14 protein-coding genes are annotated in these 17,221 nt (G+C 51.7%); 13 read left to right on the top strand and 1 reads right to left on the bottom strand.

Features of this window, described 5'->3' with window-relative positions:
• Positions 1-236: 236 nt before the first annotated feature.
• From AC6ESO_RS22865 to AC6ESO_RS22820, 10 genes are all read left to right on the top strand, one after another.
• A complete protein-coding gene (locus tag AC6ESO_RS22865) occupies positions 237-3,218 on the top strand; it encodes a S8 family peptidase (protein WP_497093418.1) in 2,982 nt (993 codons plus the stop codon).
• Between the two features lie 24 nt (positions 3,219-3,242).
• Complete coding sequence (locus AC6ESO_RS22860) at positions 3,243-3,488, top strand: DUF1146 family protein (protein WP_494819325.1); 246 nt, start codon at positions 3,243-3,245, stop codon at positions 3,486-3,488.
• 223 nt (positions 3,489-3,711) lie between these two features.
• Complete coding sequence (gene murA, locus AC6ESO_RS22855) at positions 3,712-5,115, top strand: UDP-N-acetylglucosamine 1-carboxyvinyltransferase (RefSeq protein ID WP_497093417.1); 1,404 nt, start codon at positions 3,712-3,714, stop codon at positions 5,113-5,115.
• A 558-nt stretch (positions 5,116-5,673) separates the two neighbouring features.
• Positions 5,674-6,855, top strand: a complete 1,182-nt coding sequence (spoIID, locus tag AC6ESO_RS22850) for a stage II sporulation protein D (protein WP_497093416.1) — start codon at positions 5,674-5,676, stop codon at positions 6,853-6,855.
• A gap of 103 nt (positions 6,856-6,958) precedes the next feature.
• The gene (locus AC6ESO_RS22845) at positions 6,959-7,708 is read left to right on the top strand and encodes a peptidoglycan DD-metalloendopeptidase family protein (RefSeq protein ID WP_497093415.1); all 750 of its coding nucleotides are present in this window, start codon (positions 6,959-6,961) and stop codon (positions 7,706-7,708) included.
• Between the two features lie 207 nt (positions 7,709-7,915).
• Entirely contained in the window at positions 7,916-8,203 is a 288-nt protein-coding gene (spoIIID, locus tag AC6ESO_RS22840; protein WP_090575384.1) for a sporulation transcriptional regulator SpoIIID, read from the top strand.
• A 158-nt stretch (positions 8,204-8,361) separates the two neighbouring features.
• Positions 8,362-9,369, top strand: coding sequence for a rod shape-determining protein MreB (gene mreB / locus AC6ESO_RS22835; RefSeq protein ID WP_494819321.1), 1,008 nt, complete (start codon positions 8,362-8,364; stop codon positions 9,367-9,369).
• Positions 9,370-9,567: 198 nt separating this feature from the next.
• On the top strand, positions 9,568-10,431 hold the full coding sequence (locus AC6ESO_RS22830) for a flagellar hook-basal body protein (RefSeq protein WP_497093414.1): 864 nt from the start codon (positions 9,568-9,570) through the stop codon (positions 10,429-10,431).
• Positions 10,432-10,479: 48 nt separating this feature from the next.
• On the top strand, positions 10,480-11,301 hold the full coding sequence (locus tag AC6ESO_RS22825; RefSeq protein WP_494819319.1) for a flagellar hook-basal body complex protein: 822 nt from the start codon (positions 10,480-10,482) through the stop codon (positions 11,299-11,301).
• 65 nt (positions 11,302-11,366) lie between these two features.
• Positions 11,367-11,669 (top strand): DNA-directed RNA polymerase subunit beta, encoded by a 303-nt coding sequence (locus AC6ESO_RS22820; RefSeq protein ID WP_494819318.1) that lies wholly within the window; start codon positions 11,367-11,369, stop codon positions 11,667-11,669.
• A 147-nt stretch (positions 11,670-11,816) separates the two neighbouring features.
• On the opposite strand, the gene AC6ESO_RS22815 is transcribed toward AC6ESO_RS22820, so the two are convergent.
• Positions 11,817-13,988, bottom strand: coding sequence for a hypothetical protein (locus AC6ESO_RS22815; protein WP_497093413.1), 2,172 nt, complete (start codon positions 13,986-13,988; stop codon positions 11,817-11,819).
• A 265-nt stretch (positions 13,989-14,253) separates the two neighbouring features.
• On the opposite strand from AC6ESO_RS22815, the gene AC6ESO_RS22810 reads away from it, so the two are divergent.
• The 3 genes from AC6ESO_RS22810 (at position 14,254) to AC6ESO_RS22800 (ending at position 17,219) form a co-directional block, all read left to right on the top strand.
• Positions 14,254-14,835: a CDP-alcohol phosphatidyltransferase family protein gene (locus tag AC6ESO_RS22810; RefSeq protein ID WP_494819316.1), complete on the top strand. Its 582-nt coding sequence runs from the start codon at positions 14,254-14,256 to the stop codon at positions 14,833-14,835.
• Between the two features lie 158 nt (positions 14,836-14,993).
• Positions 14,994-15,425: a 3-hydroxyacyl-ACP dehydratase FabZ gene (gene fabZ, locus AC6ESO_RS22805; protein ID WP_090982305.1), complete on the top strand. Its 432-nt coding sequence runs from the start codon at positions 14,994-14,996 to the stop codon at positions 15,423-15,425.
• Positions 15,426-15,512: 87 nt separating this feature from the next.
• On the top strand, positions 15,513-17,219 hold the full coding sequence (locus AC6ESO_RS22800) for a phospho-sugar mutase (RefSeq protein ID WP_497093412.1): 1,707 nt from the start codon (positions 15,513-15,515) through the stop codon (positions 17,217-17,219).
• Positions 17,220-17,221 lie beyond the last annotated feature (2 nt).

The following is a 17,221-nucleotide window of genomic DNA, read 5'->3' as shown; positions in this document are numbered from 1 at the left end:
GCTCGTCCTAGTTCTTTGTTCTCGGAGTTCAATGAATCTTTAGATTAAGTCAGGCTATAAGGCGCATAAACATCGGAGTAAATGGCTTATAAAGCAGGACTATCGACCTTTTAATTGGTGTTTCTACAAATTCCTTAAAGGAGAATGGGACTCCGGAAGCGAAACGTTTCAGATCACGGGCTGCAGGTTAAAGGCAGACTATGATGATCAACTCCAATGGGGAATCTATCTATTGTATGAGACCGAAAGGGACAGTCGATGTTATGCCAACACTAGGCTGTAGTGAAGATACGTTTAATTCTGCGGTGCGCCACGCCGGCAGCCGCATCTGTGCCGCGGCCGCGTTTGCACCGCGCGCGCTGCTGCACGCTGCGCTCGCAGCGCTGCTGCTCTGGAGCGCCTCTGCGGGTGCGGCATCCGTTGCCGCCGCAGGGGCCGCTCCCGCGGCCTTGCCGCCTGCGGCGGCCACCGCCGGCCCGCACGGCGCGGCCGCGGGCCAACCCGCCGCCGCCGGCGGCCAAGATGAGCCCGGCGGCTGGCTCATCAAATGGCGCGACCCGGCGCTGGCGAAGCCGCTGCCGGGCACGCGCCTGCTTCGCCGCCTGGCGATGCCGGCGGCGGGCGCCGTGGACGTTGTCCGCCCCGAGGACCCGGGGGCGGACACGTCCGAGTGGCTCCTCCGGCTGCAGCGGCTGCCGGAGATCGCTTACGCCCAGCCGATCAGCAGCGTCAAGCTGCTTGCTGCGCCGGCGAGCAATGATCCAGAGCTGCCGAAGCTGCTGCATCTGGATCAAATCGGAGCCAAAACCGCCTGGACGAAGGTGCATGATCAGCTGGATCTGACCATTGCGCTTATCGATACCGGCGTCGATTTGGATCACCCGGATCTCAAGAACAATCTGGTGGCCGGCACGAATCTGGTCGACCCGGGCAAACCGCCCGAGGATGACAACGGTCACGGGACGGCTGTAGCCGGAGTTCTGGCGGGGGAAGGGAACAATAAAGAGGGCATCGCAGGCATTCTATGGCATGCCAAGCTCATGCCGATTAAAGCGCTGGATGCCGATGGCTTCGGCGATGAAGAACGATTGGGCAAAGCGATCGTCTATGCGGTCGATCACGGAGCCCGGATTATCGTCCTCTCCGTGGGTCTTTATCGCTATTCCCCTTACCTCCGCGACATCGTGCAATACGCGGAGTCTAAAGGGGCACTGCTTGTAGCTGCCAGCGGGAACGACGGGCTGGCGCTGGGTTCGAAGGCCGAAGTGAAATATCCGGCCGCTTACGCTACGGTACTTGCTGTGGCCGGTGTTGACGCGGATGGGAAGCCGGAGCCGCGCTCCAATGCCGGACCGGAGATTGATATTGCGGCACCATGGCATGTCTATACGACGGCACTGGGAGGCGGGTACAAGCATGAAGAAGGCACCTCGATGGCTGCGCCTCAGGCGGCAGCTGCGGCAGCGCTCGTATGGGCGGTGCATCCCAGCTATAAACCATACCAGGTACGTGCTTTGCTCAGACAGACGGCAAAGGATATTGGCAAACCGGGGGTGGATGATGCCAGCGGCTACGGCCTGCTTCAGATCGACCGCGCTGTAACGGGCGTGCTTCGAGCAGATGGCTACGAGCCGAACGACACCAGGCAGACAGCGCGTAAATTTCCGCTTGGTAAACGGATCGCGGCTGAACTTGCAGGTGGCCAGGATAAAGATTGGTATACGCTAGATGCGCCTTATGATGGCGTGATTTCCCTTCAGTTTCAAGGGCTCCTCGCCGGAGGGGAGACAACGCCGATCCTCCAGCTGAGCCATGTTGCGGGGGGTGCAGTGCAGGGCACAAAAGTTACGAAACTCGGCAACCAAACCGTGGAATGGAACGTTAAGAAAGGGAGGAACGAATTTGAGCTCCGCTTCTTCGACCAAACAACCAAGCAGCGGCTGCCTTATTTGCTAACCTCCTCCTTTGAGATTGCCCCGGATGCTTACGAAATCAATGATAAGCAGTACCAAGCGTTTACGCTGAAGCCGCAGTCCCAGCAGGTGACGGGTAATTTCCATCAAACAGGGGACCGCGACTGGTACGCCATTCATTTTGAAACAGGGGGCACGCTCAAGCTCTCGCTGTCGACCGACTCCGCACGGATTGATCCCGCGCTCGCCTTTGGGCGGCAGGGGGAAGAACTGCAGGAAACCGACGAGAACAGTGAAGGGGAAACCGAAACCTCGGAGCTGATCCATGTTACTCCGGGTATCTATTACATACGCGTTCACAACGGAATGTCGGCGCAGGCCGGCCCGTCTGCTGCGGCGTATACGCTGAAGATAGAGCTGATTTCTAAATATACGGATCCCAACGAGCCAAACAACAAATCGTATGAAGCAACAGGCGTTGCCAAAGGTTCTGACTATTGGGGTGTCATGGGTGCCGATGATGCCGACTGGTATCAATTGCGCCTTGGAAGCGAAAGTGTGTTATCCGTGCAGGTTAACGGTATTCCGAGTGGAATCCGAATGAAGGCGGAGGTGTACGATAAACGGCAGAAGCCGTTATTTACCTTGCAGTCCGCGAAGAATGAAACCAGCATGGTCAAAGAGCAGCGCGTACAGGCAGGCCTGTATTACGTCAAAGTGACGGCGAGCAGCAGCTTTGACAGACAGTACTATGGCTTTCGGATGGATGCTGAGCCGGTCGTAGCGGGATTCCGCGATATCACCGGTCATTGGGCAGCGGATACGATTGTTGCGCTGAGCAAGGAAGGCATCGTGGAAGGGAGCGGCAATTATCGCTTCTACCCGAATAAGAGCATTACACGAGCAGAAGCTATATCTATGCTGGTGAGGGCGCTGAATCCGAGTGCGAGTACAGGACCGAGCTTCACCGATGTAACGACCAAGCACTGGGCGTACGCCGCCATTACGAAAGCTTCGGGAACCGGATGGGTCGGGGGTTATCCCGGAGGGGCCTTTGGTCCCGGCAAACCGATAACCCGTGAAGAAATGGCGGTTATTTTGCTCCGGGCCTTACAACTGAATAGTTCGCGTCCCTACGTATCCCCATTCGTGGATGTGAAGCTGACGCGCTGGTCCGCACCGGCTATTCAGACGATGAAGCAGCAAGAGCTGCTCGGGGGCTACCCGGATGGCAGCTTCAAACCGGAGCAGACGGCAAGCCGGGCGGAGTTCGCTGCGCTGCTGCTTCGGGCAATGAATAGTTAGAATTTGTAACAGGGAGTCAATCAGATGGATCACTTAGCCGCTAACGCCGGTATACATGCACTTATTTCCATTGTTGTTGAGCTATTCAGCATTGCAATGGCTTGGATTGTCTTGCAGGAGCTGAAGTTTGACACCATCCTGAAGCGGCCGCGCAGCTCGCAGGCACGCATTTTGCAAATTATGCTCGCCATTGTCTTAGGGCATGGCTTTGCCGGCTTCGTACTTGATTACTGGAACTGGTCGGGCTTGCTGAAGGGAATTGTCGAATAACAAGATGGCAATATGTCAACAATGGGTAGTATATGACGGTACGAAACGAGAAATAGGCTGCGAAGACTATAAATAATGCCATTTCAGGCGCAAGTTCGACAGGTAGAAAATAACGCTTGTCGTTTCTTGTAAACGGGTGGTAAGATGTAGGTTGGGTACGGAGCGCCGTACCATTAATTGTGCATAAGACAAGAATCTACTGCACGCGGAGGGAAACCTAAAGATGAGCAAAATAATCGTCCGCGGCGGCCAGCGACTATCCGGAAATGTTCGTGTAAGCGGAGCAAAGAATGCCGTATTACCGATTCTCGCTGCCACGTTACTTGCAAAGGAAGGCGAGAGCGTCATCCATGACGTGCCTAATTTAGACGATGTAATCACCATTCAACAAGTGCTTGCCGCACTAGGCGGTAAGCTGACATATGACAATGAAACCATGCGGATCTCCGCAGCTAATTTGACTTCGTTTGAAGCTCCTTATGAATGGGTGCGCAAGATGCGTGCATCGTTCCTCGTTATGGGTCCGCTTCTGGCTCGTCTTGGCCGCGCGAGAATTTCCCTCCCCGGTGGATGTGCGATCGGCACGCGCGCCATTGACCAGCATTTGAAGGGCTTCGAGGCTATGGGCGTCGAAATCGTTCTGGGTCAAGGCTTCATTGAAGCACGCAAAGAAGGCAAGCTGAAGGGCGCCAAGATTTATCTGGATGTAGCCAGCGTTGGCGCAACAGAGAATATCATGATGGCGGCTGTACTTGCCGAAGGCACAACATCAATTGAGAATGCGGCGAAGGAGCCGGAGATCGTTGATCTTGCCAATTACTTAAATGCCATGGGCGCGAAGGTTCGCGGAGCAGGCACAGGCATTATTCGTATTGAAGGTGTGGAAGAGCTGAAAGGCGCTCAGCACACCGTTATTCCGGACCGCGTCGAAGCGGGTACGTTTATGATCGCGGCGGCTATGACAGGCGGCGACGTTCATATTGACGGCGCAATCGGCGAGCATTTGGCACCGGTGATCTCCAAGCTTGAAGAAATGGGCGTATCGATTACGGAAACAGACAACGGTCTGCGTGTAGTGGGTCCGAAGAAATTGAAGTCCGTGGACGTCAAGACGTTACCATACCCAGGTTTCCCGACAGATATGCAGTCGCAGATGATGGCGATCCTGATGATTGCCGAAGGCACGAGCATTGTGACGGAGACGATTTTTGAGAACCGTTTCATGCATGTCGAGGAATTCCAGAAGATGAGTGCACAGATCAAGATCGACGGCCGCATGGCTATCGTAAGCGGCAATACAGCACTTACCGGCGCTAAAGTAACCGCTACCGATCTTCGTGCAGGTGCGGCGCTTATATGTGCGGCGCTTTGCGCAGACGGTGAGAGCGAAATTACGGGTCTTCACCACGTAGATCGCGGCTATGTCGATATTACCGGCAAACTGGCAGCGCTTGGCGCTGATATTCACCGTATCGATCCGGTACCGGCTGAGCCTGTGTATTCGAAAGTACTCGAAGGCGTTGCTGCGGTTCTAGAGGAACCGGTTGTTGTAGCGGCAATGTCCGCAGAGCCTGTGAAGCGTGAGAAAGAAACGCCTCGCTTGAAGGTTCAACCTACTTGGGCATAAGATACATTCATAACACATAACCGATGAAGCTGCCTCAAAGTCACTTGTGACTAATGAGGCAGCTTTTTTGTTTTGTGCAGCATTGCCGTTACGATCTCCCCTCCCACCTCGAAGGAAGCTTGAGCATCCGGAAATCGAACTCCCAACCTCGAAACCACGCCGATCTCGAAATGCTGTAACGAATCGTACAGGCCTTATTTGCCCCAAAATAGCATTAAAAAAATTCTAACGAATCGTGAAAGCCTTATTTGATTATAAATGGGTAATTCGGAGCCGATTTCACCCAAATAAGACTCCTAAGATTCGTTAGAATTTCGGAGACGAGAAATTCGGCCTAATAAGGCCTCTACGGTTCGTTAGCGTTGAAACGACAAGCCGCTTCGACCCGCCCTAATTGCTTCGCAGTTCGGAATCGTCAAACCAAGGTTCATCCGCATCCTCGCATCCTCGCAACAATCTCTTCTCCCTTTTCGGTACTATCCTACTTTTCCGGTTCATAGACTGTAGCAAAATGTGAATTACGAGAAATGAGATTAGCAGAACAGGAAGGAGCAGCAGATGGAGCGTATGAGATGGCGGACGGGCAGTCCGAGGAGCCGGTGGTTGAGAGGCTGGATGTTGTGGTTTACATGGGGATTGCTGCTTGTCGTGTTGGTGAAAGGGGCTGTCTATCTCCTCGATGATAGGGATGCCGCCGCCACGGGAGGCGAGCCTAGCCGATCGGCGGAGCAGCAAGTGCCCAGAGTGGCGTCAGAGCACAACGCAGTAGAGGAAAGCGCAGAACCGACCGAGACGGACAAGCAGCCGGAGAAGGAACAGCGATCGGTGGAAGCTTCAACCGTGATCAAGAACGGCAGTAAAGGGCTGAAGACGCTGAGCGCCTATGACCGAATGTGGGTTAAGGTCTACCTCACCAAGGAGAAGCGGATTGAGAAAATGCCCATTGAACTGTATGTACGCGGTGTGCTGGCAGGCGAGATGCCGATTGATTTTGAACTGGAAGCGTTGAAAGCGCAGGCGATCGCAGCCCGAACTTATATCTATAAACGAATGCAATTAAATGACCATAGCGGGCTGAGCGGTGAAGCGGAGCAGGCGGATGTGAACGATACGGTGATGAATCAAGTGTATGTGCCTCTGGGCGCGCTTCTGACGCGTTGGAGCGGGACAACCAAGGAAACGAACCTGAAGAAGCTTAATGAAGCTGTAGAGCAAACGAAAGGACAAATCGTCACGTACGAGGGGGAGCCGATCCAAGCGGCCTTTTTCTCCACGAGTAACGGGTATACAGAGAATGCTTCGGATTATTGGGACCTCGATCTTCCTTACTTGCGCAGCGTAGCCAGCCCGTGGGACAAGGCTATTTCCCCCAACTATAAAGAAACCGTAACCATGACGCTGAACGAATTTAGCGATAAGCTTGGCGTAAAGAAAAGCGCGGTCCGTCAGATGCGGATTCTGGATACGACAGCGGGCAAACGCATTAAGACGGTTATGGTCGGCAGGGAGATGCTGAGCGGCCGAGAGATTCGGGAGAAGCTTGGCCTGGCCTCCTCCCAGTTTAATTGGACGATCCTCGATGATGATATCCAAATCACCACTTTCGGCTATGGCCATGGAGTAGGAATGAGTCAGTGGGGAGCGAACGGGATGGCTCAGAACGGCGGAACGGCAGCGGACATTCTCGCACACTATTATTCGGGGACGCAGCTATCGAAGGCGAAAGGGCTGGTAGAATAGCATATCCGCCGCCCCTATCTTCTCTAACAATCTCAAAAAATGTTAAACCCTCACGTATAAACTGCTAGGTTGTGGCAACAATGGCTAGTGAGGTGATCGAACAATGAGTGATAACAAATCAAAGTTCAATGAAGAAGCTCCCAAAAATGTAGTGGGAGGCACTGCCGTCAAACCATCTGCATGGAGAAAGCTGCTTTCGAAGAAGTGGGCAGCACCGTCAGCATTCCTAGCCGCGGCAGCAATTATCGTAACCTTAATGTGGCTCTATGGGGGAGCTGGGGAAACTAGTAACAAGCCAGCCAGCACCGACGTAGAAGTCTCTCAAGGTACGACGGACGGAATGACAGCAGAGCAACTGCCGGCAGATGATGAAGCAGTGAACTCATCGGAGTCAGAACTGATGAAATGGCCTGTTGACCGCAGCCAGCTGGATGTTGTAGCGCCGTTCTATGATGCGAAAGCTTCCGGCGAAGAGCGTCAAGCGGCTTTGATCCAATCGGGCAACACGTTCGTAACGAACATGGGGATTGACTTCGCGAAGAACGATACGGCATTTGATGTCATGGCAGCACTGAGCGGCCGCGTCATCGTATCCGAGAAACACCCGCTTAACGGCAACATTGTCGAGATCAAGCATGCGGACGGAATCGTAACCGTCTACCACAGCTTGAGCGACGTCCAAGTCAAAGTGGGCGATGAAGTTAAGCAAGGCACGGTTATTGCGAAAGCCGGCAGAAGCGAGCTGGAGAAAGAACTAGGCGTCCACATGCACTTTGAAGTGCGCAAGGACGGCAAAGCGGTAAACCCAAATACGTTTATCACAACTGATTCCGTAAGCGCAACCGAGAACTAGAAGCAAGCGGAGTGCTTAGAAGGCAGGATACAATCCTGCCTTCTTTTTTTATGTTCATTTGCGGCCTTCATGGGCCATTTGGAGCGGATAAGCACGGGTTTCTGAAAATAATTGCTGTTCTTTAGCTTGTCACGCTTGGACACAAAGAATATATACCCGTACCCCTCATATAATGTACCAAACTATCTCGAGTAGGGAGGCGGGAGCGTGCACGATTACATCAAAGAACGGACCATAAAAATCGGCCGTTGCATCGTCGAGACGAAGCACACGGTGCGGACGATCGCTAAAGAATTTGGCGTCTCCAAAAGCACAGTGCACAAGGATTTGACCGAGCGATTACCGGAAATAAATCCCGATTTGGCAGACCAGGTCAAGCACATTCTGGAATACCACAAATCGATCCGGCACCTGAGGGGAGGAGAAGCAACCAAAATCAAGTATAAGAAGAGCTCAGGACGTAAGCGCGAGGTTCTTGCCGCAGCAAAATCGTAAGCGATTTTTTCTACAAAAATAGAGGAATTTCGTACATTTCAGCGAATACTAAACAAGATGATCATTGCATCGATTACTAAAGACGATTGTTTTGTGAGTACATGCGTAAGTTTGTATATGCGGCACTCGTCATTCGCCCTGGAGGAATTAGAGACCTTATGTTCAGCAAGGATATTGGGATTGATTTAGGAACAGCTAACGTGTCCATTCATGTAAGAGGGAGGGGCGTTGTACTTGATGAGCCTTCAGTCGTCGCGATTGAGAGCGAGACGAAGCGCGTGCTTGCAGTAGGTGAGGAAGCGCATCGGATGGTAGGACGGACCCCTGGTAACATAATCGCCATCAGACCGCTTAGAGACGGTGTTATCGCTGATTTTGAAATTACGGAAATTATGTTGAAGGCATTTATCGATCGCGTGGGCGGCCGTTCTTGGTACAGTCGCCCCCGTATTTTAATTTGCGCACCAACGAACATCACATCGGTGGAACAGAAGGCGATCCGCGAGGCTGCAGAGCGCAGCGGCGCCAAGGATGTCTTTCTTGAAGAGGAGCCTAAGGCAGCTGCAATTGGCGCGGGCATGGATATCTACCAGCCGAGCGGCAATATGGTTGTTGATATTGGCGGCGGTACAACTGACGTGGCCGTGCTTTCCATGGGCGACGTTGTAACCGCCTCTTCGATTAAGGTAGCAGGGGACAAGTTTGACGAAGCAATCATGAAATACATCAAGAACAAGTACAAGCTCTTGATCGGGGAACGGACAAGCGAAGATATTAAAATCAAGATCGGTTCCGTTTACGATAATGGTTTCAGACAAGAGATCGATATTCGCGGCCGGGATATGGTTACAGGCTTGCCGCTGACCGTGACGATTTACTCGGAAGAAGTGCGTGAAGCGCTTTGGGAACCGGTATCGTCCATTGTGTCCGCAGCTAAGTCCGTACTGGAACGGACTCCGCCGGAATTATCGGCCGATATTATTGACCGCGGCGTTATCTTGACAGGTGGCGGCGCACTGCTGGGCGGCCTTGATGCACTGCTCGCTGAAGAGCTTAAAGTACCGGTTCTGATTGCTGAAGACCCGATGCACTGCGTTGTTAAAGGAACAGGCTTGCTGCTTGACCATTTAGACCGTTCACCGCGCAGAGAGAACGGAAGACGCTAAACGATAAACGGTTGAATGGCTGCATGCAGGAATGTTCGGGTAGGACGCCTTTAGGGGGGCGTGCCAAGGGACAAGCTTTTGTACGCAATAGTTAGTTCAAAAGTCATGCAATCGTTCTATTCATCGTGAGGATGGGTTAACCGATATATATAACATAGGTAACCGATTCAGTACGTTGAGCGCTCAGGAGGTAGCTTCATGCTAAGAGGTCTATATACAGCTGCATCAGGCATGATTTCGCAGCAGCACCGGCATGATACAGTAACGAATAATATTTCAAATTTAAATACACCTGGTTATAAAGAGAAGAGCGCGGTTACGCACTCCTTTCCAGATATGCTGCTCCGTTTGTCCGGCGTCCAAGACGGCGGAGGCCGTGTAGTAGGCAAGCTGAACACCGGGGTGTTCGCGGAAGAGAGCCTGCAGATCAACCTGCAGGGCGATTTGATGCAAACGAACCAGTTCAGCGATTTTGCCATTGTATCGGACATTGAAGTGCCCGGCATGACGTTTGACGGATCGGGCAAAGCGATGTCAGCGGATGGAAACTACGTGTTCCAGCCGCAGGCATTCTTCACCGTTCAGAATACGAACGGTGAAACTCGTTATACGCGCGATGGTCAATTCAAGCTCGATGACGAAGGCTTTCTGACGCTGCCGGACGGCTCCCGCGTACTTGGCGCTAATGAACAGCCGTTCCAGCTGCCGGCAGGCATGACGTTTAACAAGCTGACGTTGACGAGCGACAATCAGCTGGTTGATCCGGAAACGGGTCAAAGCGCCGGTCAACTGCTTATCTCTGTTGTGGATAATCCGAATAACCTTGTGCGTGAAGGTGACGGGAAGTTCAAGCTTGGCGATGATTCTGTTGGCGTTCGGACGATGACTGCAGGCGATCGGGTAGAGCTGAAACAGGGCTACGTCGAGCGCTCTAACGTGGATTCGGCACAGTCGATGGTTGACTTGATGTCGGCGGCGCGCGCCTATGAAGCGAATCAGAAGGTTATTCAATTTTATGATAAAAGCTTAGATAAAGCGGTTAATGAGATTGGCAGAGTATAACCACTCGCAAGCAATGCTTAACGATGCACGGCAGGGGAGGCTACTGAATTGAACGGTTCGATGATTAATGCGATGGTGTCCATGAATGGGCTGCAGCAGAAGCTGGACTTGCTTGCCGACAATATTGCCAATGTGAATACAGTCGGCTATAAGCGCAAGACCGGCACATTTGAAGATTTGCTGACTACGCTGAAGAAGCAGCCGGAGGTGTTTGATCAACCCGGACGTCTGACTCCGCTTGGTTTCAACCAAGGCTGGGGCTCGCGTCTGACGATGATTCAACCGGATTTCTCCCAAGGACCGATTCAACAAACGGACCAACCCCTCGATGTAGCTATTGAAGGCAATGCGTTGTTTGAGGTAACGGTTAATGCCGAAGGTGATCTTGGTTATACACGCGGTGGCTCGTTCCAGACCACGTTTACGCGGGACGGCGTCAATATCCTGACAACCAAAGAAGGCTACCCGATCTCGTCTGTAGATGGCAATCCGATTGAAATACCTGCAGAGATGAAGGAAGTCAGAATTGATCCGAATGGCAGCATCATAGGTACGCTCCCATCCGGTGAAATTGTTCAGATGGGGCAGCTGAAGCTGGTTCAAGTGGACAAGCCTTCCCTCTTGTCGCAGGTAGCAGACAATTTGTTCGCCATTGCGGATGGATTTCAGGTCAATGATGTCATGCATAATGTTACAGCGAGCGCCGAATCTAAGATCGCAATAAAACAAGGTTTTCTGGAGCAATCTAATGTCGTCTTGTCCGACGAGATGACGGAATTGATTAGCGTGCAAAGAGCTTATCAGCTCAGCTCAAGGGCATTATCTTCCAGTGATACAATGCTGGGCCTTGCAAACAATTTGCGCGCCTAGGAAATGAGTGAATGCGTATGGATGCAAAGAAAGAAACAGCGGCTGGTTTAGATGGAGTTTCCCAAATGGAGCGTTCTAGTCTGATGAACCCCGCGCCTGCAAGCGAGAGACAGCGACAGAGCGGTACGACTTCCTCTGAGCGCGATCTCGAAGCTGCTAAAGGCAAGACATCAGCGCGCAAGAAACGTAATCCGGCTCTTCGGGCTTTACTGTGGACGCTTCGCAAGAGCATCGTTCCCATTCTGTGCATCGCAGCCGTGCTCGGCGGCATGTACATGGGCTATACGATAATCGGCAAGCGGCCCGGAGACGAAGTGTTCGAAATTGCCACTTGGAAGCACATGTACGATCTAGTGTTTGCTGACTAATAGAAGCCTGCTCATTCGAGCAGGTTTTTTGATTTCCAATTCTATTCCACGCCGCATAAATAAGCACCTCCCCGAATATCATCGGACTACCATAGTAGTTGGCGATGAACACTTCGAAGGAGGTGCTTTTGGTTTACTGTTTACTTCTTATTTTACGGTTACGCGGATACTGATGGATTTGCCGTCAAAGGTGGCTCTTACCATCGTGCTTCCTTTGCCGACTGCCGTAATGACGCCAGCTTCTACCGCAGCTACTTTATTGTTGCCGACCGTCCATGCCGCGCTCTTCGAAACATCCGTGATACGACCGACATCGTATTCAGCCGTAACTTTAACGGTTTCTTTGCCTTCTGCAGCAAGAGTAAGGGACTTAGCCGACGAAGTCAGCTTCTTCACCTTAGCAACGACCGTAATGGCAACCTCGATCGATTTGCCTTGATACGTGCCTGTCAGCTTGCCGGTACCCTCAGTCAACGCTTTTACAGTGCTTCCTTTAATAGAAGCAAGTGTTTCGGGGTTCATTGTCCAATTCATCTTGGAGCTTAGGGAAACCGACTTACCGCTCTTATAAATCCCTGTTACTTTAAGGTTCTTGGTACGGGAGATGTTCAGCGAAAGACTGCTTGAATCGACGAACAGCTTCGTAATTTCCTCTTCAATGGTTACCCGGATCGTAGTTGATTTCCCGAGGTAGGAAGCGGTAAGGGTAACGCTCGAGGCTTGCAAGCCTCTCATATTCGGAGCTTTCACGAGCAAGTTGGCGGAGGAGCTCTTCCAAGTGACAAGGCTCGTTACGTCTTCCTCTTCGCCGCTTTCATACATGAGCGTGATAACCGGCAGCTTCACTTCTTTGCCAAGTACAACGGAAGCATTGGTTTGATCCGGTGTCAGCATAAGCGGTTTCTCGTGCACGACTACAGTAACGGTGACCGTCTTGGATTGAATGGTACCCGTAAGTACGACTGTGCCGATCTTCTTCGCCGTCCACTTTCCATCTACTTTGTCCATAATATCCTTGTCGCTGCTCGTCCAAGCAACGAGGTTCGTGACGTCGATTGTTTCTTCAGCTATGGATTCAGCCGAAATCTTCGGCAATGTAACGCTATCGTTCAAGAAGGCATCGACGGTCTCGGAAGCTGCTTTGAGGCTGCTGACAGTCGGATAAACGGTGACCGAAACTTGCTGGGAAAGACCCAAGTAAGTCGCTTTAATGACCGTGGTACCAACGCCTTTAGGGGTAACGACGCCGTCCTTAACGGTTGCGACAAAGAAATTGGAGGAGGTCCATGCTGCTTTGCTCGTCACAACCTCAGGTGTACCGGTACCCTTCATAACCGTTACATTGAACGTTACCGGGCTATCTTGCATACTTAAATGCTGGTCTTCTTTCGGTGTCATCCGCATGGCTTCATAAGCAGGGCGAACTACGACATTAATGCTGCTTGTTACGCCGAGGTAGGACGCGATAACGGTTGCCGTACCGCTGCCGACCGGAGTAACAATACCTTTGGACACGGTAACAACGGCAGTATTGCCGGATGTCCACTGCGCCGTATCGGTAACCGTCGCGGAATCGTCATCTTCGGTGGTAACTACAGCCGTTAACGATTTAGTGCTGTCGCCAACATAGAATTCAAGTAGATCATCAGGGGAAATGGTGATCTTATCGTAAGGAGAAGTTACGATTAATTTCACCGTATCGGTTCTGCCTTTGTATTTGGCTGTGATGGTTGTTTCGCCTGCAGTAAGCAGCTTGATGTCCCCATCGTCTACGGTTGCAACAGCCGGATTCGAGCTTGTCCAAGTTGCGGAATCGGTAACGTCTTCATTAGCGCTGCCGCTCTTGGCAGCAGTAAGTGTATAGGAGATCGTGTCGCCCAGATGTACCTCTTCAGTGGCGTCAACAGTAGTCCCGCCCTCCGAAATCGTTACGCTGTCGTAGCGATAATTAACGGTTATAGGCAGTGTGATTTTATAGCCTTTGTATGTTGCGCTAACCGTTGCAGTGCCCTTCGTTAAACCTGTAACAACACCGGCGGACACTTTCAGGATGGCCGAGTTGGAAGAGCTCCAAGTGGCGTCTGTCGTAACGCTTTTTGCGGAAGTTGCACCTTGTATAGTGGCATTCACTTCAAGTGAAATCGAATCATCATCGATATAAAGCACGGCGGGTGACGGAGCGTTGTCAAATGCAATTCCCGTTACGACTTCATCAGCGTAAGCGAGTCCTGCAAAGGAAGAGAAGCTCAGGACGATGGCAAGCATCACTGTAAGCCAGGTGCGTTGCCACAGGGGTGCAGCTTGTTTGTTCATGCGCATGATTGTCTAAAACCTCCAAAGACTATAAATTTCCTATCCTCTATAGTTAACGGCTTTAGAAGGGGGAAATTGAAGGTGTCAGATAGGTATTGCCAAATTTAGTTCGCAGGTCATGGCCAAATGCGTGCAAAGAAACGGCAAGAAATGAGGTTTGCGGCTGGTTTGGGCATAGCCCGGACAGTTTTATTTTTTCCAGCGTAGAGGTATAATGGGTTAGAATCTTTGAAGCATCTTTTCCGCCATAAAGGTAAGGGGGCGTAAACGTTTGAATCTTCCTAATTTGCTCACGATGCTTCGTTTTGCTTTAATCCCCGTTTACGTTGCCGTATTTGCATCGGACGCTTCGAATCATATGAAATGGGCTTTTCTGATTGTTGTCATCGCAGGGCTTACAGATATTTTGGACGGTTACCTGGCGCGGAAGTACGGGCAAGTGACCTCGGTAGGGGCGATGCTGGATCCGCTCGCGGATAAGATGATGATGATTACCGTCATCTTGTCGCTGCTTATTACCGAACATATTCCGTGGAGCGCGGGAGCGGCTATATTTATCCGGGATGCGGGGATGATTGTCGGATCGGCATTTTTTCATTTTCGGGGGAAGAAAACAGTCCCTGCAAATTGGATGGGGAAACTGACCACCATCCTGTACTACTTGGCCATCATGTTTATCTTCTTTGAAATGCCTTTTGCCAGAACCTATTTATGGGGCGTCATTGCGTTTTCATTTATCACTTCATTTATTTACATTTTTCTTTTCGTTGGCTTGAATAAGGACGAAGAGGAGCAAGGCAGTGCGGTGCAAAGCACGGAGGAGCAGACAGATACAAAGGCTCCGCCCGCATAATGGTAAAAAGGAGATTGAATTCGCCTTGGCCGCGAGGAACGGCTGTAGCGTTCAATCCCCCTTATCTTAACCCCACGACTGCAGTTTCGTGATGGATGGCCTTATTTTGGCACAATACCTTGTAATTTATTACACCAATCTTGAAGGGAGCTTACATCATGTTAGATATTAGACAAATCCAAGAAATTATACCGCATCGCCCGCCGTTTCTGCTCGTTGACCGCATTATTGAGCTGGAGGAAGGCAAACGAGCCGTCGGCATCAAGAATGTGACGATGAATGAACCGTTCTTCACGGGACATTTTCCTCAATACCCGGTAATGCCGGGTGTTCTTATTGTGGAGGCGCTGGCGCAGGTCGGCTGTGTTGCTATTCTGAAAGTAGAGGCAAACCGCGGCAAAATCGGCTTCTTCGCAGGCATTGATAACTGCCGTTTCCGTGGACAAGTGGTTCCCGGCGACACCCTTACATTAGAAGTGGAAATTACAAGAATGAAGGGCATGATCGGCAAAGGACAGGCTGTTGCCAAAGTTGGCGATAAAGTCGTAGCTGAAGGTGAGATTATGTTCGCACTGAAGGATCCTGAATAAACCCGGCAGGATCGGGTTAATAAAGACAGGGCCTTGAGCTTGCTACATATATAAAAAAACCGTAACTTAACTACGGATGGAGAGAGGATGCTGGAGATGAACCATTCTACTGTAGAACGATACGAGGCTTGGCTGAGCGATCCGATGATTGATGCTGCTACGAAACAAGAGCTTGCCGCGCTGAGCGGCAACGAGAAAGAAATCGAAGATCGTTTCTACCGGGAGCTTGAGTTCGGAACAGGCGGACTGCGCGGCGTTATGGGCGCAGGGACAAACCGATTGAACAGCTATACTGTCGGAAAAGCTACACAAGGACTGGCGAACTGGGTACTTACGAAGAGCAGCACCCCTTCCGTGGTGATCGCATACGATTCGCGCAACAATTCTCCTGAGTTTGCGCTTGACGCTGCACTTGTTTTGGCTGCGAATGGTGTGACGGCTCATGTTTTTCAAGCCCTTCGTCCAACCCCGCAGCTGTCCTACGCCGTTCGTGCGCTTGGCGCGACAAGCGGTATTGTTATCACGGCGAGTCACAATCCACCTGAATATAACGGCTATAAGGCTTATGGTTCCGATGGCTGCCAGCTTGTTCCGGGAGATGCAGCTGAGGTTATTGGCGCGATTCAGCAAGTAACGGGATTTGATCAAGTCCGCCGCATGGGCCGGGAAGAAGCGGAAGCTAAAGGCTTGCTGCACTGGCTGGGCGATGCGGAAGACCGCGATTATATCGCAACTGTCGCAGCGGAAAGCTTGAACAGCAAACTGCTTGTGGACGGTCTTGGCAAGGCGCTGACTGTCGTATATACACCGCTTCATGGTGCGGGCAACATGCCGGTGCGCGAGGTGCTTAAGCAAGCAGGTCTGACGAATGTTCATATCGTCCCTGAGCAAGAGCAGCCTGACGGCTACTTCAGCACGGTGAAATCACCGAATCCGGAGGAGCGGGAGGCGTTCAATCTCGCGATTAAGCTCGGACAAGAGGTAGGCGCGGACATTATTATCGGTACCGATCCGGATTGCGATCGGATGGGCGCGGTTGTTCGTAATAATGAAGGCGAATATGTCGTGCTGACGGGTAACCAGTCCGGCGCGATCATGGTCAATTATTTGCTTAGCATACGTAAGGAACGCGGCGATCTGCCTGCTAACGGCGTCGTAGTGAAGACGATCGTGACGAGCGAAATGGGCGCTGACATTGCTGTTTCCTATGGGGCGGAAGTCGTCAATACGTTGACCGGCTTCAAATATATCGGCGAGAAAATGACGCAATATGAGAAAAGCGGAGAGCGTACCTTCCTATTCGGTTATGAGGAAAGCTACGGCTACTTGGCTGGCACTTATGCGCGTGATAAAGATGCGGTTATCGCTTCCATGCTAATTTGCGAAGCAGCTGCTTATTATAAGAGCAAAGGCAAAACGCTGTACGATGTCCTTCTTGAACTGTATGCGCAATTCGGCAATTATTTAGAGCATCTGGAATCCCGTACACTTAAAGGCGTTGACGGCGTTGCTCAAATCGGAGCGATCATGGAAGATTGGCGCAGCAATCCGCCTGCAGAAATCGGCGGCATCGCCGTGGATCAAATGCTTGATTATTTGCCGGGATTGGGCGGCTTGCCTCCTGAGAACGTGCTTAAATTTTTACTTGCTGACGGTTCATGGTTCTGCCTGCGTCCTTCAGGGACGGAGCCTAAGATTAAGGTGTATTTTGCTGTACGCGGCAGCTCACAAGACGAAGCGAAGGCGGCGATTGCGCGCCTGACACAAGCTGTGATGGAGCGCGTGGACAACTAGAT

It is taken from the genome of Paenibacillus rhizoryzae (assembly GCF_059686995.1).
The sequence above is the reverse complement of the archived record's forward strand: the minus strand, read 5'-3'. Positions and strand labels throughout refer to the sequence as shown.